Origin of the sequence: Vreelandella salicampi (genome assembly GCF_013415105.1) — a bacterium.
GTDB classification, from domain to species: Bacteria; Pseudomonadota; Gammaproteobacteria; order Pseudomonadales; family Halomonadaceae; genus Vreelandella; species Vreelandella salicampi.
The window spans coordinates 109758-134820 of sequence record NZ_JACCDF010000002.1 but is presented as its reverse complement, the minus strand read 5'-3'; the positions used below and the strand labels follow the sequence as shown (position 1 = coordinate 134820).

Sequence of the window (25063 nt, the reverse complement as noted above, 5' to 3'; positions counted from 1 at the left end):
TCCTAAGGTCGGCGCAGTAGTAGCAAACCACCGCCAAATGCCTTGGCCCGCCCGATGCCGTGGGCCATTGTTTCGATCAGCTTTCCTGGATTGGTAACTTCCAGCAGGCCTTCGTAATCCACCGTTGAGAACTGAACCGGCTTGCCTCTCCCTTTATTCAGCACATGCTGGCGGTAGGCACCCAGCTCTGGCGTAACCGGCAAGCTAAAGCCCCATGTTTCAGCGCGACTTTCGAGCCATTCACGGGCCTTGCCATTCATCGCATCAACACAGGCTTGGCTGGTGCGCTGCCCTGGTGGAAATGGCTTTTTGGCCGCCATCAGCACATCGGCGCGCTGGCCGCGTTTTCCCGGCACCGGAACCGCCATGGTGGGGTTAGCACGCAGGCGGAACGCCAGCCTATCGCCCACGTTCAGCTCGGGTGTAAAGGGTTTACACTCGGCTTCAAGCAGGCCCGGCACCGAGGTGGGTTCACGGTCTGAAAGAAGGTAAAACAGCGGTAGTCCTTTGGGGCCTCGCCCTTCCTCGGTTTCTTCCAGTTCTTGCCGGAAAATAAACGGCCTTGGTCCTTCATAGTCGGGGAATAGCTGCCATAGAAGCTGATGACCCGCGTAGGCTTCGGCGTTCATCACATCAAACAACTTTTCGCGGGAAAGCCCGTTCAGGTCAACGCGTACGCGTGAGAGATACATTAGCGCGCCTCCTCTGCTGCTATGGCCCGGCGAAACTCTAACCGGGGGCCAAACTGCCAGCGTCGGCGGTTCAGCGGAAAATCCCACACATCGTTGTACTCTGCCGCTTGGTCATCGCCATCTAACGTGCTGGCTTTTCCTTCCCAGGCGTATAGCGCTTCATCGGGAAAGCGCAGCGCCACTTTGTCATTGCCGTAGCGTTCGTCTAAAGAGGGGAAGTCAATATCGAGCGCTTCTTTAAGCGTGCTGCATTCGCGCCGCTGGGGTGCAAGCGGCGCAGCAGGCGGGCAGGATTTGCGCCCTAAATAAAGCGGGTAATGGGGCGTTTTCAGTGCTTGCTCAATCTCGCCAAGCGTGAGGCTTGCCGCAGGCGTTAGCCATACGGCCACCGTCCATAGGCCATCGCAGCGATAGTCGCGGCTGGAAAGTATCGTTTTCAGCGTATCGCGCGGCGCACTTAGCTCTTCCTTACGGGTGCGATAGCTCACTTTTGACTGAGAGGCGGGCATCTGCACCGTGTGGTAGTCGCGCATCAGTAAGCCCGGCGTGTACTGCTTTACGCCTATGGCAATGCTGTCACGCAGTTGCGTTTGGCCTGCATCGTCGTCGCGACGAATACCTAGTGCGGCCCCAAGCAGCCCCAAAACAGCCCCTTTGCCAGGATAAGTCGCAGTAGGGCGCGTTTCACCCACGGCGGCTTCCCCCCAACTAGCTAGGGGCGCATAGAGCCGAAAAATAACATAGTCGGTCATGCTGCCCCCTTACTGGTCGGTTTTTAAGAAAGCGATCAGTTCCGTTAGGCTGCCTTTTTTAACATTGCCTTTTAGCTGCGGTTCTTCATAGGCGGGCTCGGCACTGGTGACAAAGCGGCTGTCTGCGCCAACTTCATAGGCGCTATCAAAAGCATTAGCCTGTTCTTCGATACGCTTAATGGCATCGAGTGCTTGGTCTTGACCCGTCACCGGGCGCAGGTAAGCGGTGGAGAGTGAGCGCGGCTGCTGGTTGCCTTTTTCCGCCAGTACGTAGCTCGCATGAGCGCGGGAACCAAAGCTGTTTTGTTTGCCCTTGGGAGACGTTTTAACCGCCGCTTCCACCAGTGCGGCAATCGCTTGGTCGGCTAATTCACTGTTACCTTGCAGATTTTCCACCAGCTGCTGGCGGTCGATGCAGATGTAGAGGTAGAACAGCCCGGCACCAAAGCCAGATTCGCCGATATGCGCAGCACCACGGTCTTTGTCGCCGCTATTTAAGTCGTCTACCGCCGTGAAGTAATCGTCTTCCACTTCGGCGGCATGCACGGTGATAGCATGGGCTACTTGGCAGGCGGCATCGACGTTATATTCGGGAACGGCGGCCAGCATGCGGCCAAATAGTGCTACGTCAGCCGCAGCAGGTTTATGGCGCAAAAGCTTCAGCTCATCATCGTTGGGTTCGCGTTTTTCTTCTGCCAGCTTATCGACCAGGTCGCTAATCGCTTGGCGTTCTTCTAAGCCAACGTGTACTAGCTGCTCAATTTCAAACTCTTTGGCTTCACCTTTTTCGACTTTACGCAGTTTGCCAAATACGCCCGCTATTTTTTCTGCACAAGCCCCCGCCATTTTTTGATCAACGCCCTTCTCGACCAGCTGATCGTAAGCTTCTTTGCCTAAACGCTTGGTGCGCGTGCCCACATGCCCGGCCAGCGCCTCTTCAAATAATGTAGAAGTACGCCAAGTGCGCTTGAGGCTTTGCGATGAAACTCGCAGACGCTTCGCCCCCCCCATCAAAGCGGTTTTGGGGCGGCCCAAATCATCGCGGTTCAGGTTGGCGGGCGGATAAGAGGTCAGCAGGTGTAATTGAATAAAGTGGCTCATTATTAACTCCGTTAGTCGTGTAGAAAGTGCCGATGAAGTTGGCAGCGATTAATCTTTACGGTGGCTGTAGCCAGACGTTGCGGCGAAATAGTCGTTCGCCAAGACGAAGCCAAGCCGCTGGGTAGGCTTGGCAGATAAGCGCCCACGGTGCTCGCGCCACCACAGGGCAATCACACTGGCTAGCAAGACGACACTGACACCCTTCTTGTCTGCAAGCGCCAGCGCTCGGCGTAAGCGTTGGATAAACTCCTCGGGCGTTCGACAAGAAAGAAGCTGCTGAAAGCGAAGCTCACTCATCAAGGGTTTGCCGGTTTGCTCTTTTTGCTGGCCAAGGCGTTTTGCTAACGAAACGCCGCTCTCTTCTTTACGTAATTCCGCGGCGACCAGCGCGATGCACGACCAGACTTGCAGCTGTTCATCACGGTAGTCGGTTTGCTTCGTCGACTCTGGCAGCATCGCCCACAGCTCGCGAAAGCCTTGGGTTAACATCGCCGCTTCGGCGCTATCACAGCGGCGCAGTACTGCACGGACGCCACGGGGCAACGACCGCTGCTTGGTTAATTTTTCCAGCTCGTGTGGTGTAAGCGTTAATCGCTGCCACCAACGGCGCAAGGCGGCGGCTTCATCACGCCTCAAAGCAATCAGCGCCTTTTTCTCCGCCTCGGTCAATAACTCTTCTTTTTCGGCTGTTTCCGGCGTTTCCACATCGCTCATCGGGCGTCTCCTGTCGTTGTTGCAGCAGAGGCGGCGTTGCGCTTGGCCTGCCCGGATGGGTCAAAAGCTCCCTGCTCAATAAAGTCGCTCACCACGTTGCTGCCTTTGCCTTTGCTTTTGCCGCCTAAATAACGTTGCAACTGTCGGTGGGCGGCGGTAGCGCGCTCAAGGTCAACACTTTCTAGCGCGCCGCTTAGCGCTTGGTCTTCAAACACGCGCATAGCTTCGCGCTTTAGGGCGAAGTACCAATCCTCAGCAACGTGGGAAGGAATATGGGGTTTAGAAGGATCGTGTTGCAGTGCGTGCTGAATGCCCAGCAGGGCGTTGAAAAACGCCGGCTGAGTGGCATCGTAAAACTGGATATCAATCGCACTCATATCGCCCTTGGCATCGGCTGGGCGGGAGAACCAGGCATTTTTCACCTGGGTGCGCACCATCCAAGCGATGTTGCGTGCCAGTTCGGTCAACTGCTGAACCCACTTGCGTAACTTTTCCTGCTGACCTTGTGGAATATCCACCAGGGGCATTTCGGTGCTGTACCAACCGCGAGGTTTCATGTTGTCCATATCGTAGCCGAATGCCCATACACGGGCATGCGCTAAAAGCGCGGGAACGTCCTCGCCCAGGCTGCGCTCATCCGCTGCGATGCGTTGCTTGTCGCTGACATAATCCTGTAGCACAGCAGCGGGGACAGCACCGCTATCATCGGCATCGCTTAGCACAAAGCCTGCCCAATGGCGGTAACCCAGCCCGCCCGGCTGCCCTTTACTGGAAAGCGGCAACTCATTGGGCTTTTTAGGGTCGCGCCGATAAGGCGTTAGCGGGTGCAGCCATGGGCCGTCGTAATTGGCCCCCTGTTTTTTTGCCCGTAGCTCGCGCACCACCCGCTGCGTTTTCCGTCCGCAAATATCACACTGGCAATCTTGGGTGTTTTCAAATTGCAGCCGGAAGCGGCGCGGCATTGACCAGTACGCATGCAGCGGGTGAGTGTCTTCAGGCAGTACCTCGGTACCTTTTTTGTCGCTCACCCGCGTATTGGCCATCCAGAAAAACAGCGAGGGTTCTTCAGGGTGCGGCGTCGACCACTGCTGACCTTTCTGAGTAACCCGCTTCGTTGTTACGACATTCAGCCATAGCCGCTGCCAAAGACTTGCGGTAGATGACTCGGGCATGACCAGCGTGGTCAAGGGGCCACCACCTCGCAGGCCCACCCGGATACCCGCACCGCCCGCCGGGGCGTTGATTTGCATGGTGTACAGCGCTATCGCCGCGCAGGACTCGCACATCACCTCAACGCGGCCCCGTTTCACAAAAAAATCAGTATTGTTTTTAATCCCGTTAGCGCCAGGGGCATCAATCAAAAGGCCGCTAATGGTGGCGTTTTGCACATCGTCTAGTGGATCAAGGTCCTGCATAAAACGCGGGCCGTCGCCATCCAACTCAAAGGCACTGCTAAAAGGAGCGAACGCCGTGTTAAGTGCTTCGGCGCTGGGTGGGGCAGTCAGTTGATCCAGCCAATCGCCGTGGCTCTTTGGCGGCAGCGCGGTTTGCAGAAGCCCAATCAGAAATTGGTAGGCAGCTCCTTGAAAGTCCGCTCGCGGTAGAGCGAGGTTAATTACATCAGGGTCAGCCACCGCCGAAGGCGGGCGGTAGTCCACCTTGCCGTTTTTCAGCAGAAGCGGTAGCCAAGGGTCTGTTAGTAGGTTCAAGCATTTACCTCCTGCTCAGCATGTGAGCTATCCGTTTAATGAGCTTTCAAAGGAACAGCCATGCCAAACGCTCTACGATGCTGACCCAATCCCACTCACCCAATCTTTCAAACAGCTTTTTTAGCCCGCCGAGAATACAGAGCATTCAAAGCTTGCTGAAGCTGAGCATAGGAGCATGAAAAATAAATTACAAGTAAACAATCCTAACTTACCAATTAAAGTAAACAAGCCAAACTTATCACCTCGCAATACGCTAGGCATAAACCAACTTGCAGTGCACAATTAAGTCTCTAGCTCCTCATACACATGGGGATGAACCGTAAACTAGGCTGACTCAACAAGTCGCCTGGATCAGTTCCCCGCGCTAGCGGGGATTTCCTAGCCGATCATTTGCAGCACCAGCGCACCGTTTACTGATATACAGGCAATCAGCCAGTTGGTTGGGAGGTATAAGACAATGGCAATTCATTATGAGCAGGATGCCTACGCCTGGGCGCTTGAACAGGCGGGGCTGCTGCGGGCCGGCAAACTGGATAAACTGGATATTGAGCATCTCGCCGAGGAGATTGAAAGCATGGGGAAAAGCGAGCGACGCGCCTTGATTAGCCAACTGGCCCGCTTGCTGATGCACCTCCTGAAATGGGATCACCAGCCGGAACGCCGCTCGCGCAGCTGGCGGCTGACGATTGAAGATGCTCAAACCAAGGTGAATCGCTTGCTCAACGATAACCCTAGCTTGAAAGCATCGCTGCCTGATCTGATGAATGAGGCTTACGAGGATGCTCGCCGTGCGGCGGCCATCGAAACAGACCGGGAACCGCAGGAATTTCCTGACCAGTGCCTGTATAGCATTGAGGAAGCCATTAGCTTTCAGCCCAGCGAACATTGAACGCATCTCGGCATTACTCCTTATTGCTAAGCCGAACGCCCCACTGGGTATCGTAGCCGCAGTCAGGGTCATCGCTGGGCAGCCAGGGCTGGGTATATTTCAGTGCTTTATAGCGCTCTTGAAGGGCAAGCCAACGGCTTTCATAGCGGCTCGGAAGCGGTGTCAGTTTGGCGGCTTGGCTCTGGCGAAGCTTTACTTGGCTGAGCATATCGGCATGCCAACGGTCACCTGCCCATAGCGCCAGCTCGCCCTCAGCAGAGCACGCCAACAGAACGACATTGAGCGTTGGCTCATCCATCAGCCTTGTGCCTATTTCTTGCTCCTCCTGCCACTGATCACTTTTTGTATAACCCTCTTTCAGATCGAGCGCGTTGTACGTTGCGACTGAACCAGATCTTCTCCGTATACTGCCTTGTTCAATGCGAGCTTGTTGCAACGCATCGGGAATATCGTCGATACCCTGGCCGTAAACGCCTTCAATAAGAGCCCGCGCCTCTTCGGGCATACGGATCGCGCCAAGGCGGCGCAATACTCGGTGGGTTAGCCAGCTAAGCGAGGTGTCGCGGTAAACCGCTTGGGTGCCCGGCATTGTGCGCTGCAACCACTTTTCGTCGGGATCATCCGCCCAGGGTGGTGCCAGCACCAGCAGACGCGGTAGGTCGCGCGGCCCACGCTCATGACGCTGCAAACGTCCGGCCCGCTGGATAAGCAGATCAATGGGCGCTATATCGCTGATCATCACATCTACATCGCAGTCCAGAGATTCTTGGAACACCTGAGTGCTTATCAACACCTGTCCCTTGCGCACTTCAGGGGTCGAATCTTTGCCTAATCGCTCAATGACCTGGGACTCAATACGCTGCCTATCGACCATGGCAAAGCGGCTGTGGAACAGCAGACAACACTCGGGGTCAGGGTGGCGGGCAGCGATGGCTTCGAACGCGCGAATGGCATCATCCACGGTATTGCGCACCCAGGCGATACACTCACCGGCTTCTACCGCTTCCAATACCGCGTCAATGGCCTGCTCTTCTTCGGTAAACCAATCAATATCGACACTTCTGGAAACTTCCGCGCGTGAGCCTAACGGCAACTCCAACGGCTGACCTTGGCTCACATGGGTCAGTAACGGAAAATCATCTTTTTGTGGTTTCGTTTCCAACTGCCCAAGCCCTGTTTGCCAAGCAGCCATCAAAGCACTGCGCATCGCACGGGGCAGCGTGGCCGTTAGCAGAATCGCGCTGCCACCCTGCCGAGCGTGATAGCTCAGCAGTTGGCTCAGCAGGGTCTGCATGTAATTGTCGTAGGCGTGAACCTCGTCAATCACTAATACCTTGCGCGCCAGCCCATACAAGCGCAGCGACTGGTGGCGAAACGGTAAAATGGCCATTAAGGCTTGGTCGATGGTGCCTACGCCTACCTCCGCCAGCAGCGCTTTTTTACGCGAGTCTGCTAGCCATTGGTTACATCTGCTCGTGGCCGAAAGTTCGCTAGCGGTGTAATCAAGATCGGACGGCTGAGGTGCGGCAACGGCGGCGATAAAATCGTCGTTTAAGTCTCTGGCTCCGTGGGCGAGGACAAAAGAGGGAGAGGATTCAGCGGTATAAAACCGGCGATGCAGATTACCCAGCCGTGAATACATGGCGTTAGAGGTTGCCATCGTGGGCAGTGCAAAATAGAGCCCATCGCCATGGCCTGCTGCTAATAGGCGCTGGGTAAGAATACAAGCGGCCTCTGTTTTCCCTGCACCTGTTACGTCTTCTAATATAAACAGCTGCGGCCCATCCATGATTTCTACTGTTTCTGCAGCCTGCTGCAGGGGCGTAGGTGTGATGGATTGTTGACCAAACCAGCTTGCCATGCCAGCGTAAGGGAGCGGTTCGGGAAGTTGATTAAACCCCGTTTCTTGCAGCGCACTTTCAGCTTTGGCTAACGCTATTTTCCAATAATCTGCGAGTGGCATTCTCTTTTGACGGTAGGGAAAGTGATCCTGGTTGGAGCCTAACCAGTCACTTAAGGTCGCCCATCCAGCGATTGACCAGCTTAGCGTTTGCAACGCATAAACCCACTCTTCAGACAGTAGCTGCTCTACCGGCCACTCTGGCAGAACAACCTTGGCCCAATCAGCAATAAACTGCCGCGCCGCTTCCACATCATCAGCGTGTTCGTCATTAGCAAAAAACTCATCTAGCGAATGCGTTCCTGCCGCCACGGGTTGGCCGTGGTGGCCAAAAAAGGGTGCCGTAAGCACAGCAAGCGCTTTAGATTCATTCAGGGCCCTGCTTTCAACCTTGGTGAATTCACAGGGCCACTGCACGGTGCCGTCGCGAAACCACGCAGTCCACTTGCGCTGCCATAACACATCACCTAAGCAGTCGTGGCGTACGGTATAAGCATATTGTGAAACTGGAGGCACCAAGTCGCTGTTTGTTGATTGAAAGAGCCCCTGAAAAGATCTAGCAAATTTGCCAATATCGTGCAGCCCCAGCCAAAAAACCAATAGCTGACGCAGTGCTTTGGGCTCAAGACTGAGTTGCGCCGCCAGGCGTTGTGTTAGCGGCCTATCAGGCGAAAGCAGCAGCCAGCCCACGGCGGCGACATCCAGGTTGTGATACGGCAATAAATGGCACTCTACAGCCCCACCCTTAGCTTGCGCTTTGCCCCAGTAGTGGTAGTACATCACCATTGTATCCCTGCGCAGTTGTCTCTAACCCATCTAAGCATTCTTCATTAATAATGACCATTGACACTCATCAGTTTTCTCCAGGATGAATGCATCAGCACATTTGAACGCGCCGCGGCGTTCTCAGCGTTGCCCTATGCCTCTGAGCGAGTAAAATATTTCGCAAACTTTCGGTTTTTCCAGTTGTTATGTTATAACCTATTTTATATTAAACGAGGCCGCTTTATGAGTGAGTATACGCACCGCCATAACAAGGAAGGTCCTTGTCATTTCTCCTTGATGTCGCTGTCGGCGGTAAAACGCTTGTGTCTTGTGATGCTGCCGCTGGCCGCACTGTGGCTATTGGTGGTTTGGGCCGGTGGGTGGTCGCTATGAAGAAAGAAACATCACCGGCACGCTTGCAGCTACATAACCTGCACCTGGCCCAAGGCGAGCGCACGGTGCTGGAGCATGTAGACGGCAGCTTTCAGCCCGGCGCGATTACAGCGCTGATTGGCGCTAACGGCGCGGGTAAAAGCACTCTAATTCAGGCCTTGATGGGTGAGCTTCGCCCGATCAGTGGGGAGGTGGTGTGTACCGTCCCCAAAAAGCGCCGGGCGTGGCTACCGCAGCAGTTGGCGTTGGATTTGACCTTCCCGATGAGTGTCGAAGAGCTGGTGATGACCGGCAGCTGGCCAAGCCACGGGGCGCTGAAGGGCTACTGTGCGGCCCATTATCGTAAAGGCCGCGAGATCATGGCGCGGCTGGGGATTTCACACTTGGCTCACCGCCCACTGGGCGAGCTTTCCGGCGGGCAGCGCCAGCGCGCGTTAATTGGCCGCACGCTGATGCAGGAAGCCGAGCTTTTGTTGCTCGATGAACCTTTCGCCAACGTGGATAGCGAGACCGTGGAGATTTTGATCCGCATTCTGCGTCAGATGGCGGATGAAGGCGCGACGATTATTGTGGTGCTGCACGATATGGACCACCTACAGCGCTTGGCCGATGACGTGCTAATGCTCACCGGGGGGCACTGCCGCTGGATGGCGCCGAGCGCCCTCACCCACTCGCAGGCTCCTGCCCACGTGGTGCCATTTACGTTAGGAGAGCACCATGTGGGAACTGCTTAATGCCTGGCTGGTTGCGCCGTTTGACTACGGTTTTATGCGCCGCGCGGTGGTGGGCGGTCTGGCGCTTTCGCTGGCTGCTCCGCCACTTGGGGTGTTTCTGGTGCTGCGCGGGATGAGCTTGATCGGCGATGCCATGGCCCACGCCATTCTGCCTGGGGTAGCGCTGGGCTTTTTGCTCGCGGGTTTTTCACTGCCGGTGATGAGTATCGGCGGCGTGGTGTTTGGCATATTGGTCGCGCTACTGGCCGGGGCGGTGTCCAAGATGGGCGGCCAGCGCGAAGATGCGGCGATGGCGAGTTTTTTTATTATTTCGCTGGCGGCGGGCGTCATGCTGATTTCGATTGGCGGCAGTAGTGTCGATCTCACCCATGTGCTGTTTGGCTCGGTGTTGGCCATTAACTCCACCGCGCTGCTGTTAATTGCCAGCATCAGCACGCTGATTGTGATCACGCTGGCGGTGATTTTCCGCGCTTTGGTGGTGGAGTGTTTGGACCCGCTTTTTTTACGCGGCCAGAGCCGCCACAGCGGTTGGGTACATAGTGTGTTTTTAGGGCTTTTGGTGCTCAACCTGACCGCTGGGTTTCAAACGCTCGGCACGCTGATGGCGGTGGGGCTGATGATGCTACCCGCGACATCGGCACGTTTTTGGAGCAAGCGGCTGGAAGGCTTGATTGGCATTGCGGTGGTGCTGGCTATGATCGCCAGCACCGGTGGACTCTTGCTGTCGTTTCATCTCGATATTCCGTCCGGGCCGAGCATTATTTTACTCGCGGGGGCGGGTTACTTCTTTTCGGCGCTGTTTGGCCGTTACCACAGCCTGGCAGCAAAGTGGCGGCGCAAAACGGCACCACTCTCGGCAGACCCGAGTACGTAATGCGTGGTGTTACTCTTGTGTCGCTTTACTCTCGTGCCGTTTTAATCAATTGTCTTTATCAGCAGTCTTAATTAACAGGAGCCTTGTGATGCTATTGCCATCCTCTTCCCGCTGGCTAGTCGGTGTTTCCGCCCTGCTCGCGCTGCCCGCCGCCATGGCAAATGAGCGCGTTCAGGTCGTCACCAGCTTTTCGATTCTCGCCGATATGGTGGAAAACGTGGGTGGCGAGCACGTTGAGGTAGCATCGCTCGTCGCCGCCGATGGCGACGCGCATGTTTATTCGCCCACCCCCGGCGATGCCCGCGCCCTGTCCGATGCGGATGTGGTGATTTTTAATGGCTTGCTGTTTGAGGGCTGGATGGAGCGCTTGATTGATGCCAGCGACTACGATGGCGTACTCGTCACCGCCACCGACGGTATCGAGAAGCTAGGCCGCCGCGATGCTCACGGGCACGAGGATCATGGCTATGATGAGCCCTCACATGATGATGCACATGACGGACACGACCATGGAAGCGATGATCCGCACGCTTGGCAGGATTTGCGTCAAGCCAAGGTTTACGTCACCAATATCCGCGACGGCCTAATCGACGCTGATGCGAACAACGCCGATGCCTATCGCGATAACGCCGAGCGCTATTTAGCGGAAATTGACCAGACAGACGCAGAGATTCGCGCGCTCATTGACGAGATCCCTGCCTCCACCAGTGTAATTACCGGTCACGACTCCTTTGGTTACTTCTCTGATGCGTACGGCGTGCGTTTTCTGTCGCCCACTGGCTTATCCACTGAAACCGAACCCAGCGCCGCGAATATGGCTAGGCTGGTGGATGTGATCGACGAAGAAAACGTCAAAGCGCTATTTCATGAAAACATGACTAACCAATCGATGATCACACAGCTAGCCGAAGAAACCGGCATCCCTATTGCCGGCACGCTCTATGCGGATGCTCTAGAAGCGGAAGGCGAAGCAAGCACTTACTTAGGCATGATGCGCCACAATGCCCACGCGTTGAACGACGCTTTGGCACAGCCCGGGCACGATGATCATGATCACGACGACCACGACCACGACCACGACCACGACCACGACGATCATTCTCACTGATATTGCTTGGCCAAATCGATACCGCCGTATAGGCGGTATTTTTTTATCGGCGGTGTGTCAAAGCGCTGTTTGCATTGCATTTTGAACCACCGATCAGAGAAACTAAGGGTCTCCACTTTCCTAGCAAGAGCCGCACTTATGCGTTTAAACGCAGATTTTTCTCAATTTGCAGCCATCACGCCCGACGAATACCGTTGGGTGGACTCCCCTAGCCCCGGCGTGAAACGCATGATGCTAGACCGCATTGGCGATGAAGTGGCGCGTGCGACTAGCTTGGTGCGCTATGCCCCGCATAGCCATTTCGACCGCCACGCTCACGATGGTGGCGAGGAAATTCTGGTGTTGGAGGGCGTCTTCGCCGATGAGCATGGCGCCTACCCGGCGGGAAGTTACCTCCGCAACCCCATCGGCACCGGCCACACACCGCGCATTGGCGAGGAGGGGGCGTTAATCCTGGTCAAACTTCATCAGTTCGATCCGAACGATAAGTTACAGCTCGCCGTTCCCGCCCATCGCTTGCCCTGGCAGCCCGACCGGCGCCTCGGCGTCACCTATAAAATGCTGCACACCTTTGGCCAGGAGCGGGTGAGCCTAGAGCGCTGGGAAGGAGATGTGACGGTCGAATATCCGCCGCTCAGCGGGGGGTTAGAAGTTTTCGTGCTGGAAGGGACGCTATGGGATAACGACGCCGAGTACCCGGCGGGCAGTTGGTGTCGTTACCCCGTGGGCGCATCGCCTCAACTTCGCGCCGGCAAAGAGGGCGTCATGTTCTATTTAAAGCGTGGACATTTAGCGGCGGCTTAACGCCCCAAGCCGATGAACGGCAGCAGCGTGAGGAGGGCAATTACCACCACCGCCACGAATACCAAGATGACTTGTAACGGGTGAGCGGCGAAGCGCTTCCATAGGCTCGGCGCCTCACCACGTTCAATGGCGGCTTGGTGCTCACGCCTCGCGTTCGCCAGGCGCTGCGTTTGGTAATCAGCAAGCAGTGCCTTCGCCTCATCAAGCTGGCCTGAATCGCGTAACCAAATGGCATCCACACCCAGCCGGAAAAAACCTGCCTGCGTCTCGTAGGTATCCATGCCATGGGCCGCTAGCAGCTGACGAACTTCCATGGCCTCTTCCTCGGTCACATGGCGCAGGCGAAACAGCAGATGCGCCATTGTTAGTCGCCCATGGTCGCCATGCGGTCGGCTTGGATCACTTCGATCCAGTAGCCGTCGGGGTCCTTCACGAAAATGACATCTTTCATCTTGCCTTGATCGGCGCGTTTGACGAAGGTGACATCGTGCTCGTCGAACCACGCCTGAGCCGCTTCGACATTCGGGACACTGAAGCAAATATGGCCAAAGCCCTGCGGCTCGGCATTGCCGTCATGATAGGCAAAGTCGTCCTGATCCTCCGTGCCCCAGTTATGCGTTAGCTCTAACAGCCCTTTTTGGCTGAATGTCCAGACCGTGCGTGCCTCGGTCTCCTCCGGCACATTGTCACTATCCTCCAGCTTGGCGAGAAAATAGAGTGAAAAGCTCATCTCTTCGAAATCTAGCCGCCGCATCACCTGCATACCGAATACACGCGAGTAAAACGCCAACGAACGCTCGGGGTCTTTGATCCGCAGCATCGTATGGTTAAGACGAAACCCCTGTGTCTCGGCGGGGGCGGCTTTTACGCCGGGGTACTGCTCTCCTTGAAAAGTCATCGTGGTAGCTCCTTTTATGATGCGTCGAGAGTTATGACTTTATCAGTCTACGCCCTTGGTACAAACGTCGCTTTCGCATGTTCCAGGATGGAAAAATGTCACAAACCCTCTACAGTTAAATATCGCAGGCTATACAAGCAGCGAATCTGGCGAGGATAATGTCATGTCAAACAATGATTATGCCCTGAGTGATCGTATTACCTACAAACAACTTTCCCATGCGATTCACAATGGCTTTTCGCCTCTTGTGGAAGTGGAGTCGATGGATGGCATCTACACGGTGCGCTTTCACCACCCGCAAGGGGTTTCCGAATTGAGCGACGAACAGGGCAAGACGTGCACCTTCCTTGGCACCGGTGAAATTCGCGACAAGCTGGGTCATCTAGGCTTGAAACACGGCATTCTGACTTTCAGCGATCAATGCGGGGATGAAATGATCGGCGTTCCCGGGCACGCTTTAACGCCTAACGAAATGCTTGCCTACGGCACGCGGATCGCCTTTCGCTAACAGATCCGCTACGATAGCGCTTATCGAATACGACAGGGGCGCTCGTGTTTTTCTGCGGAAAACCGGGCTGAGACGCACCCTCATCACCTGAACTGGATAATACCGGCGTAGGGAGTCGTGGGTCTCGCCCCATTGCCTCCCGTCCGGGAGGATGTCATGCCACCAGCACCCACTTTGAGTCACTACTTAACCGGCCTGCGCCAACGCACCCCTCTGACGCACTGCATCACCAATTACGTGGCGATGAACAGTAGCGCAAATGCTTTGCTTTCGCTCGGCGCCTCGCCGGCCATGTTGCATGCCATAGAAGAAGTCGACGAATTCGTCTCGCTTAGCGATGCATTATCGATCAATATCGGCACCGTTTCATCCCCTTGGGCAGGCGCCATGCATTGTGCCGCGCGCACTGCCAACTCACACAACACCCCTTGGGTGCTCGACCCGGTAGCCGTCGGTGCCACGACATACCGTCAGCGTCTCTGCGCTGACCTGCTGAAGCATCGACCCCGCGTCATCCGTGGGAATGCATCCGAGATCCTCACTCTTAACGGCATCGCCAATCCCGGGCGCGGCGTTGATAGCACGGCAAGCGCCGAACATGCCCACGCGGCCGCCAGTCAATTAGCGCGCGGACAGCGCTGTATCGTGGGGGTTAGTGGCGATATCGACCTGATTACGGACGGCGAAAGCACACTGCGCGTGACCGGCGGCCATGCGCTGATGCCCCGGGTGACGACACTCGGCTGCGCACTAAGTGCCACCGTGGCCGCGTTTACGGCCGTAGCTGAAGAACAGCCGCTTGAAGGAACTGCCGCCGCTTTTGGCTGTTTTGCGCTGGCGGGTGCACGTGCGGGCACCAAGGCCGAGGGCCCCGGCAGCTTTATGCCCGCGTTCCTGGATGCCCTTTACCAGCTAACCCCGCAAGACCTTGACCAACATCTCTCGCTGGAGCTTATCAATGCGCTTTGACCTCTCGGTTTATCTCGTCACCGACGCCACATTGTGCCAATCTTACGGCCTCGAGCGCACCGTGGAAGACGCCGTGGCCGGGGGTGTGACAATGGTGCAGTTGCGCGATAAACACGCTAGCGACAAAGCGATGATTGAGCAGGCCAAACGGCTTAACGCGATGCTGAAGCCAAAGGGTATTCCTTTGATCATCAACGACCGCTTAGAAGTTGCCCTCGCCAGCGGCGCCGAAGGCGTGCACGTCGGCCAGAGCGACACCACCGCGCGCGAGGCGCGAGACGCGCTTGGACCGGATGCCATTGTCGGCTTGTCGATCAATACGCTGGAACAACTCAACAGTATTCCCATTGAAGGGCTGGATTACGTTGGCTTAGGGCCTGTGTTTGCCACCGCTAGCAAACAGGATCACGCCGCGCCCCTGGGTCTTGATGGCTTGGCCGCCTTGGTAGAGGCAAGCGCTGTTCCTAGCGTGGCGATTGGCGGATTAAAAGCTCAGCATATTGACGCAGTGCAACGCAGTGGCGCGCACGGCATGGCCGTCATTTCAGCCATTTGCGGCCAGGCCTCGCCACAAAATGCCGCGCGGGAACTTGCGACGCGATGGCGCCAACGCGAGGTCATGCGCTCGGGCGGCGCTTGAGGCTGGTGCGGCGTTCCATATAGGCGATCGCCAAACCACTGCCGATAATCAGCACACTCCCCACCCATACCCAAATGTCGGGCAGCTCGCCCCAGAACCACCAGCCTAAGAGCACTGCCCAAAGCATCGCGCTATAGTCAAACGGTGCGGCGATAGCCGCCGGCGCAAAGCGAAACGCCAAGGTAATAAACGCCGTCGCGCCGACGCCAAACACCCCCGAGCCGAGAAACCCCAACCAGTGCCACGGCTGCGGCGTTTGCCACACCCACGGCAAGGCGGCGGCGGTTAATACAAGCGGCACCACGGTCATATAAAACACCATCGCCCAAAGATGCTCGCGGCCACCGTAGCGCCTGGCGGTAATCATCATCAAGGCATAGCACAGAGCAGCGGCTATCAATACCAAAGCGCCCATACCAAAGGCATCGCCGCCGGGTCGCACGACGATGATCACCCCGAGAAAACCGACCAGCGACGCCGCCAGCACGGGCCGCTCGATGCGTTCACCCAACAGCGGCACCGACAGCAGCGTGACAAAAAGCGGCGCGACAAACGCAATCGCCGTGGCCTCCGCCAGCGGTAGCATCGTCAGCCCCAACACAAAAAACCCCATTGTGCCGGTATAGATTATCCCACGCAGCAAGTGAACTTTAGGCCTTTTGGTGTGTAGCTTACGCATCCCACCAGCAAAGTAAGCCAATAGCGCAATTAACGGCAGCGACACAAGCGTACGAAAAAAGATGATTTGCAGTGGCGAATGTACCTCGCCTAACCACTTCGAAACGGCATCCCCTAAGGCGAGAAATAGCACACCCAGGCACATACAGCCGATCCCTTTTAACGATGAACTCATCGTCTCCCCCGCAGGTGTTGATTGTTACAAAAAACACCCCGCCAAGTTGCCCTGACGAGGTGTCGTGACGATGCGATGTTTAGAGGCTTGCGTTAACCACCATACAATCCATCCCTTGGGCCTTGAGCTGCTGGCAAGCCTGTCGCGCCTGGCCTTCTTGTAGTGCCATCAGCCGGGCGCGAAAAAGTGAGCGCTGACTGTCCAGCGTATCAACCGCAATACGGCCATTCATCTCATGGGGCAAACGCTCAGCGGCAAGCCGTGCAAACTGCTGCGCTTGGTCAATATAGCTAAAGGCCCCCACCTGAATTCCCCAAGTCCCCGCCGCAGGTGGGTCGGGAAGTGTCGTTTCGCGCTCAATCAACGCACGCAACGGGTCATTTCGCTCAATGATCGGGGTCTCAAACGCGTTTATATCAGCACGACTACCTTGAGCCGTATTAACAGACGTTTCCAGCGACGCTAGCAGCTGAGGCGAGTGCGCGGCAGGCGCGGGCTCTACGGGCTCAGATACCTGCGGCTGACCAAAGCGCATAAATTCACGCGAGAAGTTGGCATCGGCTAACCATGTGCCCTGGTCACGCAAATCGGCGCGCATAAAGCTGCGATTGAGCAAATCCGCCATGTGCGTATCGCGGGATTGGGAGCTAAACCCGCCCATCACCACACCCACCAACCGACGTCCGCCTTGCTTAGCCGTGGTGGCGACGTTAAAACCCGAGGCGCGAATAAAGCCGGTCTTTAACCCATCGGCACCCGGGTAGTCACTCACCAATCGGTTGTGACTGGTGTAACGTTTTCCTCTATAGGTAAATTCTTGCAGGCCAAAATAATGGTAATACTGGGGAAAGTCCTGCATGACGCGTACTGAGAGCGTCAGCATATCCCGCGCCGTCGTAACCTGAGCGTTATCTGGTAAGCCTGAGGCATTGCGAAAGGTAGTGGCGTGCATGCCCAGCTCGCGCGCTTTAGTGGTCATCATTTGCGCAAAACGCACTTCGCTGCCGCCTAACGCTTCGGCTACCACCGCAGCGACGTCATTCGCCGAGCGTACCGCCAGCGCCCGAATAGCGGTGTCGACCGGAATCGAGCTACCCGCGGCAAGCCATAGTTTTACCGCAGGTTTAGCGGCTGCATAACGCGAGACGGGCAGAGCTTGATCTAAACGAAGGGTACCGTCTTCCAGCGCTTCAAATGCTAAGTAGAGCGTCATCATCTTGGTTAACGAGGCAGGATAACGCCGCGCATCGGCATTTTCTGCGTAGAGCACTTCGCCGTTTTCAAGATCAACTACGATGCCAGCATAACGCGGATTCGCGTGGGCGTTTGAAGACACAAAAAGTGCCAAGCATGAAACAAATAAAACTAGCCAGACCAAACACAAGCTACGCGGATAAACGCGTAGCTGGGATGCGTATGCCGATGCCCCTTGCATGTGATGCCCCCGTAACGATGCCAATTTAACGGCTCAATTTTTTATTATGGTCAGCTTCGCCTTAAATGCCATAACAAAGCAAGCGTAAATACGCGGATTATGATTTAGCACAAAATAAAACCTTAAATAAGTTTCAACTAATCAATAAAGCAAAAAAAACCGGCCTTACCCAAGCGCTGTTAACGCAAAAGGATAAGGCCGGTTTTACCGGCAGTGAAGACGTGTTGCTAAAAATTACTCTTCAGCAACAGCTTCTTCAATTACCGGACGATCCACAAGCTCAACGTATGCCATTGGCGCGTTGTCGCCAGTGCGGAAACCGCACTTGAGAATACGGACGTAACCGCCCGGACGTTCGACGTAACGCGGTCCTAGTTCGTTGAACAGTTTGCCGACGGCTTCTTTAGAGCGCGTGCGGGCAAACGCCAAACGACGGTTGGCAACGCTGTCTTGCTTGGCCAAAGTGATCAACGGCTCGATGACACGACGCAGCTCTTTGGCTTTGGGTAGGGTTGTCTTAATCACTTCGTGCTCGACGAGCGACACGGACATGTTTTTGAACATGGCCTGACGATGCGAGCTGTTACGATTTAATTGACGACCACTCTTACGATGACGCATGGTTGTGATTCCTTACCAAACTGGGACTCAAGTCGACGCTCACGCAGAGGCCTTGTCGTCCTTCAGGCTAGCGGGCGGCCAATTCTCTAGCCGCATGCCGAGGGACAAGCCGCGCGCTGCCAAAACGTCTTTGATTTCATTCAAAGATTTTTTACCGAGATTGGGGGTCTTCAACAGCTCAACTTCTGTGCGCTGGATCAGATCGCCAATATAGTAGATATTCTCGGCTTTTAGGCAGTTAGCGCTGCGAACGGTCAACTCAAGATCGTCTACGGGGCGCAGTAGAATCGGATCAACGTGATCTTCTTCTTCTTCGACTTCCTGTTCTTTATCCGCTTCCAGGTCGACGAAGGCGGCCAGCTGCTCTTGCAGAATGGTCGCGCTGCGGCGGATAGCCTCTTCCGGATCCAAAGTACCGTCAGTTTCCAGATCGATAATCAGCTTATCGAGATCGGTACGCTGCTCAACACGAGCGGCTTCGACCGCGTAGGAAACACGACGCACAGGACTGAAGGTGGCATCCAGCTGCAGGCGCCCAATCGTGCGAGACTCTTCGTCAGAGCCACGAACGTCTGCCGGCTCGTAACCACGACCCATCGCTACCTTTAGCTGAATTTTCAGCTCGGCACCTTCATTGACGTGGGCAATCACATGGTCCGGATTAACGATTTCGACGCTATGATCAAGCGCAATGTCGCCAGCGGTGACGACGGCTGGGCCCTGCTTGTTCAGCGAGAGCACCGCCTCATCGCGGCTGTGCATCTTGATCGCAACATCTTTCAAATTCAGGAGGATTTCAATGACATCTTCCTGCACCCCTTCGAGCGCACTATATTCGTGCTCGACACCAGCAATTTCAGCCTCTACCACGGCAGCGCCGGGCATGGATGAAAGCAGAATGCGACGTAGTGCATTCCCCAGGGTGTGGCCAAAGCCGCGCTCGAACGGTTCGAGAACGATTTTGGCGTGATGTGCGCTGATTTCTTCGACCTTGATGTCGCGAGGACGGAGAAACTCGGTCACTGAACGCTGCATAAGAACACCTTTCAGGCTGCCAAACGGATACTGAGTACTCAAGAGGGTTTAACTCAAGAGTAACCGGGCGGGAAGCAGCGCTACTCCGCCCGGGCTTGAAGAAGCTATTAAAGGCTTACTTCGAGTACAGCTCGACGATCAGGTTTTCGTTGATGTCGGCAGACAGGTCACCGCGTTCAGGCAGAGCCTTGAAAGTGCCTTCCATCTTCTTGGCGTCGGTTTCAATCCACACCACATCACCGCGGTTGGCAGCGAGTGCCAATGCGTTTTGGATGCGAGCTTGGTTCTTCGCCTTTTCGCGAATAGAAACCACGTCACCCGGCTTCACTTGATAAGAAGCCACGTTAACGGTTTTTCCGTTCACGACAATCGCCTTGTGGCTGACCAGCTGACGCGCTTCAGAGCGAGTCGAGCCGAAGCCCATCCGGTAGACGACGTTGTCCAGTCGGGATTCGAGCAACTGCAACAATACTTCACCGGTAGCGCCTTTCAGGCGAGCAGCGGCTTTATAATAGTTGCGGAACTGCTTTTCGAGTACGCCATACATACGGCGTACTTTCTGCTTCTCGCGAAGCTGCAAGCCGTAGTCGGAAAGACGCTGACGACGCTGGCCGTGTACACCCGGGATTTGCTCGGATTTACACTTTTTCTCGAAGGGAGTCACACCACTCTTCAAAAAGAGGTCGGTGCCTTCACGACGAGACAATTTGCACTTCGGTCCAATATAACGGGCCATGAATCTGTCTCCTTAAACGCGGCGTTTCTTCGGCGGACGGCAACCATTATGGGGAATGGGCGTCGCGTCGGTGATGCTTTGCACGCGGAAGCCGGCGGCATTCAGTGCGCGCACGGCGGATTCACGGCCAGGACCGGGGCCTTTGACCAGCACGTCGACGTTTTTCACACCATACTCGGCTGCAGCAGTTGCTGCACGTTCGCTTGCCACTTGAGCAGCGAACGGGGTGCTCTTACGAGAACCACGAAAACCCGAACCACCGGCAGTTGCCCAAGAAAGAGCATTGCCCTGGCGGTCTGTGATCGTCACGATCGTGTTGTTAAAAGAGGCATGGATATGCGCGATGGCATCCACTACCTGCTTTTTAACCTTTTTACGGTTACTGCGCGGGTTAGCCATGTTGATGTCTATTCCTGTCTTTACGCCAGAACGTGCGTGTTATTTGCGGATCGGCTTACGCGGGCCCTTACGGGTACGCGCGTTAGTCTTAGTCCGCTGACCACGCAGCGGAAGACTACGGCGATGACGCAGACCACGGTAGCAACCTAAGTCCATGAGACGCTTAATGTTAAGCGTCACATCACGACGAAGGTCACCTTCTACGGTGTACTTACCAACTTCAGAACGTAGTGTGTCAACTTCTTCAGAAGACAGGTCCTGAACTTTGGCAGTCGGTGCAATACCAGCAGCAGCACAGATGTGCTCAGCGCGGGTACGACCGATTCCGAAGATATAGGTCAGCGAGATCGCCGCATGCTTGTTATCCGGGATATTGACGCCTGCAATACGGGCCATCAGCTTACTCCGAAGTTTGAGCGGCTTGCTCGTGTGTTCATCTACAAAAGGCGCAACAGCATATCCCTTTCAGCGCACAGATGCAAATACATATATACATACGAGCTAGTTCATAAGAACTGTTTCGTAAGAACTGCTTTGCATGCTGTGCTAGGGATATGCCAGCACCGGCTTAAACGTCAGCCCAGAGATTAACCCTGGCGCTGTTTGTGCCGCGGTTCGATGCAAATGACGCGGACAGCGCCATTGCGACGAATAATCTTACAGTTACGGCACATCTTCTTTACGGAAGCTCGAACTTTCATCGTTCTTTCTCCAAAAACGGCTCGTGGCGCGCCCTTCCCTTGATAGGAGTGGACGGCGCGCGTCAGCGCATGATACCGCCGCTACCATAGCCTTTCAGGTTGGACTTCTTCATCACCGAGTCATACTGGTGCGACATGAGATGCGACTGCACCTGTGCCATGAAATCCATAATAACCACCACCACAATCAGTAACGAGGTCCCGCCGAAAAAGAACGGTACGTTCCACGCCACGATCAGGAACTGAGGCATCAAGGAGACGGCAGTAATGTACAGTGCACCGAACAACGTCAAACGCGTCATGACTTTGTCGATGTAGCGAGCGGTCTGCTCACCAGGGCGAATACCCGGTAAGAAAGCACCTGACTTTTTCAAATTGTCAGCTACGTCCTTGGGGTTGAAGACCAGCGCTGTGTAAAAGAAGCAGAAGAATACCACCGCCGCGCCGAAAAGCAAGATGTAAAGCGGCTGACCGGGCCCTAACGCCTGTGAGGCGCGCTGGAGCCACTCCATACCGTCCCCTGCACCGACCCATTGGCCGATTGAGGCAGGGAAGAGCAGAATGCTGGAAGCAAAGATGGCGGGAATAACACCGGCCATGTTGACTTTCAGCGGCAGATAACTGCTCTGACCTGCATACATCTTGTTGCCAACTTGGCGACGTGGGTAGTTCACTTTGAGCCGGCGTTGGCCACGCTCAATGAAGACCACAAACGCCACCGTAGCAACACCCAGCACGGTCAACGCTAACAGCGGCAGAACATTCCAAGCCCCTTCATTGCGAGCAAGCTCAAACGCTTGCCCCACGGCGCTGGGTAGCCCAGCGACGATCCCCGAGAAGATTAGCAGCGAAATGCCGTTGCCAATCCCCTTCTCGGTGATCTGCTCACCTAGCCACATCATAAACACTGCGCCGGCGACAAATGTCACCACGGCAGTGAAAAAGAAGCTAAAGTCAGCGCTGTAAGCGATACCTTGACTAGCCAGGCCCACCGACATGCCGGTGGCCTGTACAAGGGCCAGTAGCACCGTGCCGTAGCGAGTGTACTGGCTAATCTTGCGGCGGCCGGCCTCGCCTTCCTTCTTGAGCTGCTCAAGATGGGGCGAAACCGCAGTCATCAGCTGCATGATAATCGACGCCGATATGTAGGGCATAATACCCAGGGCGAGGACACTCATGCGCTCCAGAGCACCGCCTGAGAACATGTTGAACATGCCCAGGATGGTGCCCTGTTGCTCCCTAAACAAGGCAGCAAGCTGGTCAGGATTGATACCGGGCACGGGGATGTGGGCACCGATGCGGTACACCACGATGGCGATGAGCACAAAGCGCAACCGCGCCCAAAGTTCACCCAGACCGCTGCCCGTCGCCGGCATATTTCCTGACTTGGCCATTTAGTCCTCTACCTTGCCGCCAGCAGCTTCGATCGCAGCACGGGCACCTTTGGTGACCTTAATACCACGAACAGTAACTGCCTTGTTCAATTCGCCAGAAAGGATGATCTTCGCGTGACGCGTCCCATCCTTCAGCACGTTGGCATCTTTCAGCGTCTGCATAGTAACTTCGTCGCTGGCAACTTTCGCCAGTTCCGCCAGACGTACTTCTTCAGACACCAGTGACTTGGCAGACGTGAAACCAAACTTCGGCAGGCGACGCTGCAACGGCATCTGACCGCCTTCGAAACCTGGCTTAACGCTACCGCCACTGCGTGACTTCTGGCCTTTATGGCCACGGCCACCGGTCTTGCCTAGACCGGAACCGATACCACGACCAACACGCTTTTCAGCCTGTTTGGAGCCCGGTGCCGGGCTCAGGGTATTGAGTTTCATGGATTACTCTCCCTCAACGCGCACAAGGTAGTTAACCTTGTGAATCATGCCGCGTACGGCGGGGGTGTCTTCCAGCTCAACCGTGTGACCGATGCGACGCAAACCCAGGCCTTGGATATTAGCCTTGTGCTTGGGTAGAACGCCGATGGTGCTGCGGATCTGGGTAACCTTGATCGTTGCTGCCATGGTGCTCACCCCGTGATCGCTTCGACAGACAGACCGCGCTTAGCGGCCACGTCTTCCGGTGCTTGCATGGACGCGAGACCGTTTACGGTAGCGCGTACAACATTGACCGGGTTGGTGGAACCGTAGCACTTGGCCAGTACATCGTGGACGCCAGCGAGCTCTAGTACAGAGCGCATAGCGCCGCCAGCGATGATACCGGTACCTTCAGAAGCCGGCTGCATGTAAACCTTAGAAGCGCCATGACGGGCTTTCACCGGGTACTGCAGCGTGTGGCCTGAGAGGTTCACCTTGACCATGTTGCGACGTGCTTGATCCATCGCCTTTTGAATCGCAATCGGCACTTCACGCGCCTTACCACGACCAAAGCCGACACGACCTTTACCATCACCAACGACGGTCAGTGCGGTAAAGCCGAAAACACGACCACCTTTGACCACCTTGGCGACACGGTTGACCTGCACTAACTTCTCTTGCAAATCACCGTTTTGCTGTTCGTTCTTCGCCATCGTAAAAACCCTTTAGAATTCCAGGCCGCCTTCACGCGCGGCGTCGGCCAAAGCCTTGACGCGACCGTGATACTTAAAACCAGCACGGTCAAAGGCCACCTGGGTGATGCCTGCTTCTTTTGCGCGCTCGGCAATCAGGGTGCCCACTTGCGTGGCTGCCTCTGTGTTACCGGTTGCACCCTCGCGAAGCGCCTTATCCAGCGTAGAAGCGCTGGCAAGCACTTTGCCACCATCCGGCGAGATAATCTGCGCATAGATGTGACGCGGGGTACGGTTGACGCACAGGCGGAACGCGCCTAGCTCGCGAATTTTGGCGCGAGCACGGCGGGCACGACGGAGACGAGATTCTTTCTTCGCGTTCATAACCCTGCCTTACTTCTTCTTGGCTTCTTTGCGACGCACCAGCTCGTCGGCGTACCGAACACCCTTGCCCTTATACGGCTCAGGCGGACGGAAGGCGCGGATTTCCGCGGCGCACTGACCGAGCTTCTGCTTATCCGCGCTTTTCAGCACGATGACGGTGTTCTTCGGCGTTTCCGCTGAGACACCTTCAGGCAGTTGGTAGTCGACCGGGTGCGAGAAGCCCAGTGAAAGATTGAGCGTCTGGCCCTTCGCTTGAGCACGATAACCGACGCCAACAATTTCGAGGGACTTCGTAAAGCCCTCGGATACGCCCGTGACCAGGTTTTGAACCAACGCACGGGTAGTGCCGGCCATCGCCCAGCTCTTCGCCGACTCACTCGGGGCAAAGGTTAGCTGGCCGTCTTCCTGACCCACCACGACATCCGCGTGGATCGTCATCGACAGCGTGCCTTGGCTGCCTTTTACGGTCAGCTGGTCAGCATCAATTTTGATGTCGACGCCGGCAGGCACTTTAACCGGATATTTCGCTATGCGGGACATTCCAGCCTCCTAGAATACGGTGCAGATGACTTCGCCACCGACACCCGCCTGGCGCGCGGCACGATCAGTCATTACCCCATTGGAGGTAGTGACAATCGCGATACCCAGACCATCGGCGACCTTGGGCAAATTGTCTTTGCCTTTGTACTGGCGCAGAGACGGCTTGGAAACCCGCTGGATGTGATCGATAACCGGCTTACCCTCAAAGTACTTGAGAGTCACAGTCAGCTCGGGCTTGGTGCTTTCAGCCACCGCGAAATCGGTGATATAGCCCTCTTCTTTCAACACGCGGGCCACTTCCACTTTCAACTTGGAGGACGGCATGGTGACCGTCTCCTTGGTGGCCATCTGCGCATTGCGGATACGGGTAAACATATCCGCCAGAGTGTCTTGCATGCTCATTTAATGT

The 25063-nt window shown here is 55.8% G+C and carries 32 protein-coding genes and 1 riboswitch; of the genes, 9 read left to right on the top strand and 23 right to left on the bottom strand.

The window, feature by feature from the left end:
• Positions 1 to 2: 2 nt before the first annotated feature.
• The 5 genes from cas6e to casA are packed head-to-tail and all read right to left on the bottom strand — an operon-like array spanning position 3 to position 4968.
• Positions 3 to 692, bottom strand: a complete 690-nt coding sequence (gene cas6e, locus HZS81_RS03470) for a type I-E CRISPR-associated protein Cas6/Cse3/CasE (protein WP_027958941.1) — start codon at positions 690 to 692, stop codon at positions 3 to 5.
• Positions 692 to 1444: a type I-E CRISPR-associated protein Cas5/CasD gene (gene cas5e, locus HZS81_RS03465; protein ID WP_179929167.1), complete on the bottom strand. Its 753-nt coding sequence runs from the start codon at positions 1442 to 1444 to the stop codon at positions 692 to 694. Before cas5e ends, cas6e begins: the two co-directional genes overlap by 1 nt.
• Before the next feature lie 9 nt (positions 1445 to 1453).
• Positions 1454 to 2545, bottom strand: a complete 1092-nt coding sequence (cas7e, locus tag HZS81_RS03460; RefSeq protein WP_179929166.1) for a type I-E CRISPR-associated protein Cas7/Cse4/CasC — start codon at positions 2543 to 2545, stop codon at positions 1454 to 1456.
• 48 nt (positions 2546 to 2593) lie between these two features.
• A complete protein-coding gene (gene casB, locus HZS81_RS03455; RefSeq protein ID WP_179929165.1) occupies positions 2594 to 3259 on the bottom strand; it encodes a type I-E CRISPR-associated protein Cse2/CasB in 666 nt (221 codons plus the stop codon).
• Positions 3256 to 4968: a type I-E CRISPR-associated protein Cse1/CasA gene (gene casA, locus HZS81_RS03450; RefSeq protein WP_179929164.1), complete on the bottom strand. Its 1713-nt coding sequence runs from the start codon at positions 4966 to 4968 to the stop codon at positions 3256 to 3258. Before casA ends, casB begins: the two co-directional genes overlap by 4 nt.
• A gap of 457 nt (positions 4969 to 5425) precedes the next feature.
• Between casA and HZS81_RS03445 the strand changes: the two genes are divergently transcribed.
• Positions 5426 to 5857: a DUF29 domain-containing protein gene (locus HZS81_RS03445; RefSeq protein ID WP_179929163.1), complete on the top strand. Its 432-nt coding sequence runs from the start codon at positions 5426 to 5428 to the stop codon at positions 5855 to 5857.
• A gap of 13 nt (positions 5858 to 5870) precedes the next feature.
• On the opposite strand, the gene cas3 is transcribed toward HZS81_RS03445, so the two are convergent.
• Complete coding sequence (gene cas3 / locus HZS81_RS03440) at positions 5871 to 8537, bottom strand: CRISPR-associated helicase Cas3' (protein WP_241697353.1); 2667 nt, start codon at positions 8535 to 8537, stop codon at positions 5871 to 5873.
• A 228-nt stretch (positions 8538 to 8765) separates the two neighbouring features.
• Here cas3 and HZS81_RS03435 point away from each other — a divergent pair, with 228 nt between their 5' ends.
• The 5 genes from HZS81_RS03435 to HZS81_RS03415 all read left to right on the top strand — a co-directional run bounded on the left by HZS81_RS03435 (position 8766) and on the right by HZS81_RS03415 (position 12435).
• Complete coding sequence (locus HZS81_RS03435) at positions 8766 to 8915, top strand: hypothetical protein (protein WP_179929162.1); 150 nt, start codon at positions 8766 to 8768, stop codon at positions 8913 to 8915.
• Positions 8912 to 9649, top strand: a complete 738-nt coding sequence (locus HZS81_RS03430; protein ID WP_179929161.1) for a metal ABC transporter ATP-binding protein — start codon at positions 8912 to 8914, stop codon at positions 9647 to 9649. The genes HZS81_RS03435 and HZS81_RS03430 overlap by 4 nt, the downstream gene beginning before the upstream one ends.
• Positions 9633 to 10523 carry a metal ABC transporter permease gene (locus tag HZS81_RS03425; protein ID WP_179929160.1) on the top strand — a complete coding sequence of 297 codons (891 nt, stop codon included), beginning with the start codon at positions 9633 to 9635 and terminating at the stop codon, positions 10521 to 10523. The genes HZS81_RS03430 and HZS81_RS03425 overlap by 17 nt, the downstream gene beginning before the upstream one ends.
• A gap of 88 nt (positions 10524 to 10611) precedes the next feature.
• Positions 10612 to 11631 carry a metal ABC transporter solute-binding protein, Zn/Mn family gene (locus HZS81_RS03420; RefSeq protein ID WP_179929159.1) on the top strand — a complete coding sequence of 340 codons (1020 nt, stop codon included), beginning with the start codon at positions 10612 to 10614 and terminating at the stop codon, positions 11629 to 11631.
• Positions 11632 to 11769: 138 nt separating this feature from the next.
• Positions 11770 to 12435 (top strand): cupin domain-containing protein, encoded by a 666-nt coding sequence (locus HZS81_RS03415; protein ID WP_179929158.1) that lies wholly within the window; start codon positions 11770 to 11772, stop codon positions 12433 to 12435.
• Here the strand turns inward: HZS81_RS03415 and HZS81_RS03410 are convergent.
• Positions 12432 to 12797: a DUF6164 family protein gene (locus HZS81_RS03410; RefSeq protein WP_179929157.1), complete on the bottom strand. Its 366-nt coding sequence runs from the start codon at positions 12795 to 12797 to the stop codon at positions 12432 to 12434. The genes HZS81_RS03415 and HZS81_RS03410 overlap by 4 nt on opposite strands.
• 2 nt (positions 12798 to 12799) lie before the next feature.
• On the bottom strand, positions 12800 to 13333 hold the full coding sequence (gloA, locus tag HZS81_RS03405; protein ID WP_179929156.1) for a lactoylglutathione lyase: 534 nt from the start codon (positions 13331 to 13333) through the stop codon (positions 12800 to 12802).
• Between the two features lie 163 nt (positions 13334 to 13496).
• Between gloA and HZS81_RS03400 the strand changes: the two genes are divergently transcribed.
• The 3 genes from HZS81_RS03400 to thiE all read left to right on the top strand — a co-directional run bounded on the left by HZS81_RS03400 (position 13497) and on the right by thiE (position 15450).
• Positions 13497 to 13841: a hypothetical protein gene (locus HZS81_RS03400; protein ID WP_179929155.1), complete on the top strand. Its 345-nt coding sequence runs from the start codon at positions 13497 to 13499 to the stop codon at positions 13839 to 13841.
• Between the two features lie 24 nt (positions 13842 to 13865).
• Positions 13866 to 13972, top strand: a riboswitch (TPP riboswitch).
• A 25-nt stretch (positions 13973 to 13997) separates the two neighbouring features.
• Entirely contained in the window at positions 13998 to 14810 is an 813-nt protein-coding gene (gene thiM / locus HZS81_RS03395) for a hydroxyethylthiazole kinase (RefSeq protein ID WP_179929154.1), read from the top strand.
• Positions 14800 to 15450, top strand: a complete 651-nt coding sequence (gene thiE / locus HZS81_RS03390) for a thiamine phosphate synthase (RefSeq protein WP_179929153.1) — start codon at positions 14800 to 14802, stop codon at positions 15448 to 15450. The genes thiM and thiE overlap by 11 nt, the downstream gene beginning before the upstream one ends.
• Here the strand turns inward: thiE and HZS81_RS03385 are convergent.
• The 15 genes from HZS81_RS03385 to rpsH all read right to left on the bottom strand — a co-directional run bounded on the left by HZS81_RS03385 (position 15428) and on the right by rpsH (position 25056).
• The gene (locus HZS81_RS03385) at positions 15428 to 16303 is read right to left on the bottom strand and encodes a DMT family transporter (protein ID WP_179929152.1); all 876 of its coding nucleotides are present in this window, start codon (positions 16301 to 16303) and stop codon (positions 15428 to 15430) included. The genes thiE and HZS81_RS03385 overlap by 23 nt on opposite strands.
• 79 nt (positions 16304 to 16382) lie before the next feature.
• Positions 16383 to 17639 carry a D-alanyl-D-alanine carboxypeptidase gene (locus HZS81_RS03380; protein ID WP_338401806.1) on the bottom strand — a complete coding sequence of 419 codons (1257 nt, stop codon included), beginning with the start codon at positions 17637 to 17639 and terminating at the stop codon, positions 16383 to 16385.
• 333 nt (positions 17640 to 17972) lie between these two features.
• Positions 17973 to 18359 carry a 50S ribosomal protein L17 gene (gene rplQ / locus HZS81_RS03375; RefSeq protein WP_179929150.1) on the bottom strand — a complete coding sequence of 129 codons (387 nt, stop codon included), beginning with the start codon at positions 18357 to 18359 and terminating at the stop codon, positions 17973 to 17975.
• A 39-nt stretch (positions 18360 to 18398) separates the two neighbouring features.
• Positions 18399 to 19394, bottom strand: a complete 996-nt coding sequence (locus tag HZS81_RS03370; protein ID WP_179929149.1) for a DNA-directed RNA polymerase subunit alpha — start codon at positions 19392 to 19394, stop codon at positions 18399 to 18401.
• A gap of 115 nt (positions 19395 to 19509) precedes the next feature.
• Complete coding sequence (rpsD, locus tag HZS81_RS03365) at positions 19510 to 20130, bottom strand: 30S ribosomal protein S4 (protein WP_179929148.1); 621 nt, start codon at positions 20128 to 20130, stop codon at positions 19510 to 19512.
• A 12-nt stretch (positions 20131 to 20142) separates the two neighbouring features.
• A complete protein-coding gene (gene rpsK, locus HZS81_RS03360) occupies positions 20143 to 20529 on the bottom strand; it encodes a 30S ribosomal protein S11 (protein ID WP_096276490.1) in 387 nt (128 codons plus the stop codon).
• Positions 20530 to 20568: 39 nt separating this feature from the next.
• Positions 20569 to 20925, bottom strand: a complete 357-nt coding sequence (gene rpsM, locus HZS81_RS03355; protein WP_179929147.1) for a 30S ribosomal protein S13 — start codon at positions 20923 to 20925, stop codon at positions 20569 to 20571.
• A gap of 191 nt (positions 20926 to 21116) precedes the next feature.
• Positions 21117 to 21230 carry a 50S ribosomal protein L36 gene (gene rpmJ, locus HZS81_RS03350; protein WP_009099023.1) on the bottom strand — a complete coding sequence of 38 codons (114 nt, stop codon included), beginning with the start codon at positions 21228 to 21230 and terminating at the stop codon, positions 21117 to 21119.
• Between the two features lie 62 nt (positions 21231 to 21292).
• On the bottom strand, positions 21293 to 22624 hold the full coding sequence (gene secY / locus HZS81_RS03345; RefSeq protein WP_179929146.1) for a preprotein translocase subunit SecY: 1332 nt from the start codon (positions 22622 to 22624) through the stop codon (positions 21293 to 21295).
• Entirely contained in the window at positions 22625 to 23059 is a 435-nt protein-coding gene (rplO, locus tag HZS81_RS03340) for a 50S ribosomal protein L15 (protein WP_179929145.1), read from the bottom strand.
• Positions 23060 to 23062: 3 nt separating this feature from the next.
• Positions 23063 to 23245: a 50S ribosomal protein L30 gene (gene rpmD, locus HZS81_RS03335; protein ID WP_179929144.1), complete on the bottom strand. Its 183-nt coding sequence runs from the start codon at positions 23243 to 23245 to the stop codon at positions 23063 to 23065.
• A gap of 5 nt (positions 23246 to 23250) precedes the next feature.
• On the bottom strand, positions 23251 to 23751 hold the full coding sequence (gene rpsE / locus HZS81_RS03330) for a 30S ribosomal protein S5 (RefSeq protein ID WP_179929143.1): 501 nt from the start codon (positions 23749 to 23751) through the stop codon (positions 23251 to 23253).
• 12 nt (positions 23752 to 23763) lie between these two features.
• The gene (gene rplR, locus HZS81_RS03325) at positions 23764 to 24114 is read right to left on the bottom strand and encodes a 50S ribosomal protein L18 (protein WP_179929142.1); all 351 of its coding nucleotides are present in this window, start codon (positions 24112 to 24114) and stop codon (positions 23764 to 23766) included.
• Between the two features lie 9 nt (positions 24115 to 24123).
• Positions 24124 to 24654, bottom strand: coding sequence for a 50S ribosomal protein L6 (rplF, locus tag HZS81_RS03320; RefSeq protein ID WP_179929141.1), 531 nt, complete (start codon positions 24652 to 24654; stop codon positions 24124 to 24126).
• Between the two features lie 9 nt (positions 24655 to 24663).
• On the bottom strand, positions 24664 to 25056 hold the full coding sequence (gene rpsH, locus HZS81_RS03315) for a 30S ribosomal protein S8 (protein ID WP_179929140.1): 393 nt from the start codon (positions 25054 to 25056) through the stop codon (positions 24664 to 24666).
• Between the last annotated feature and the right edge of the window lie 7 nt (positions 25057 to 25063).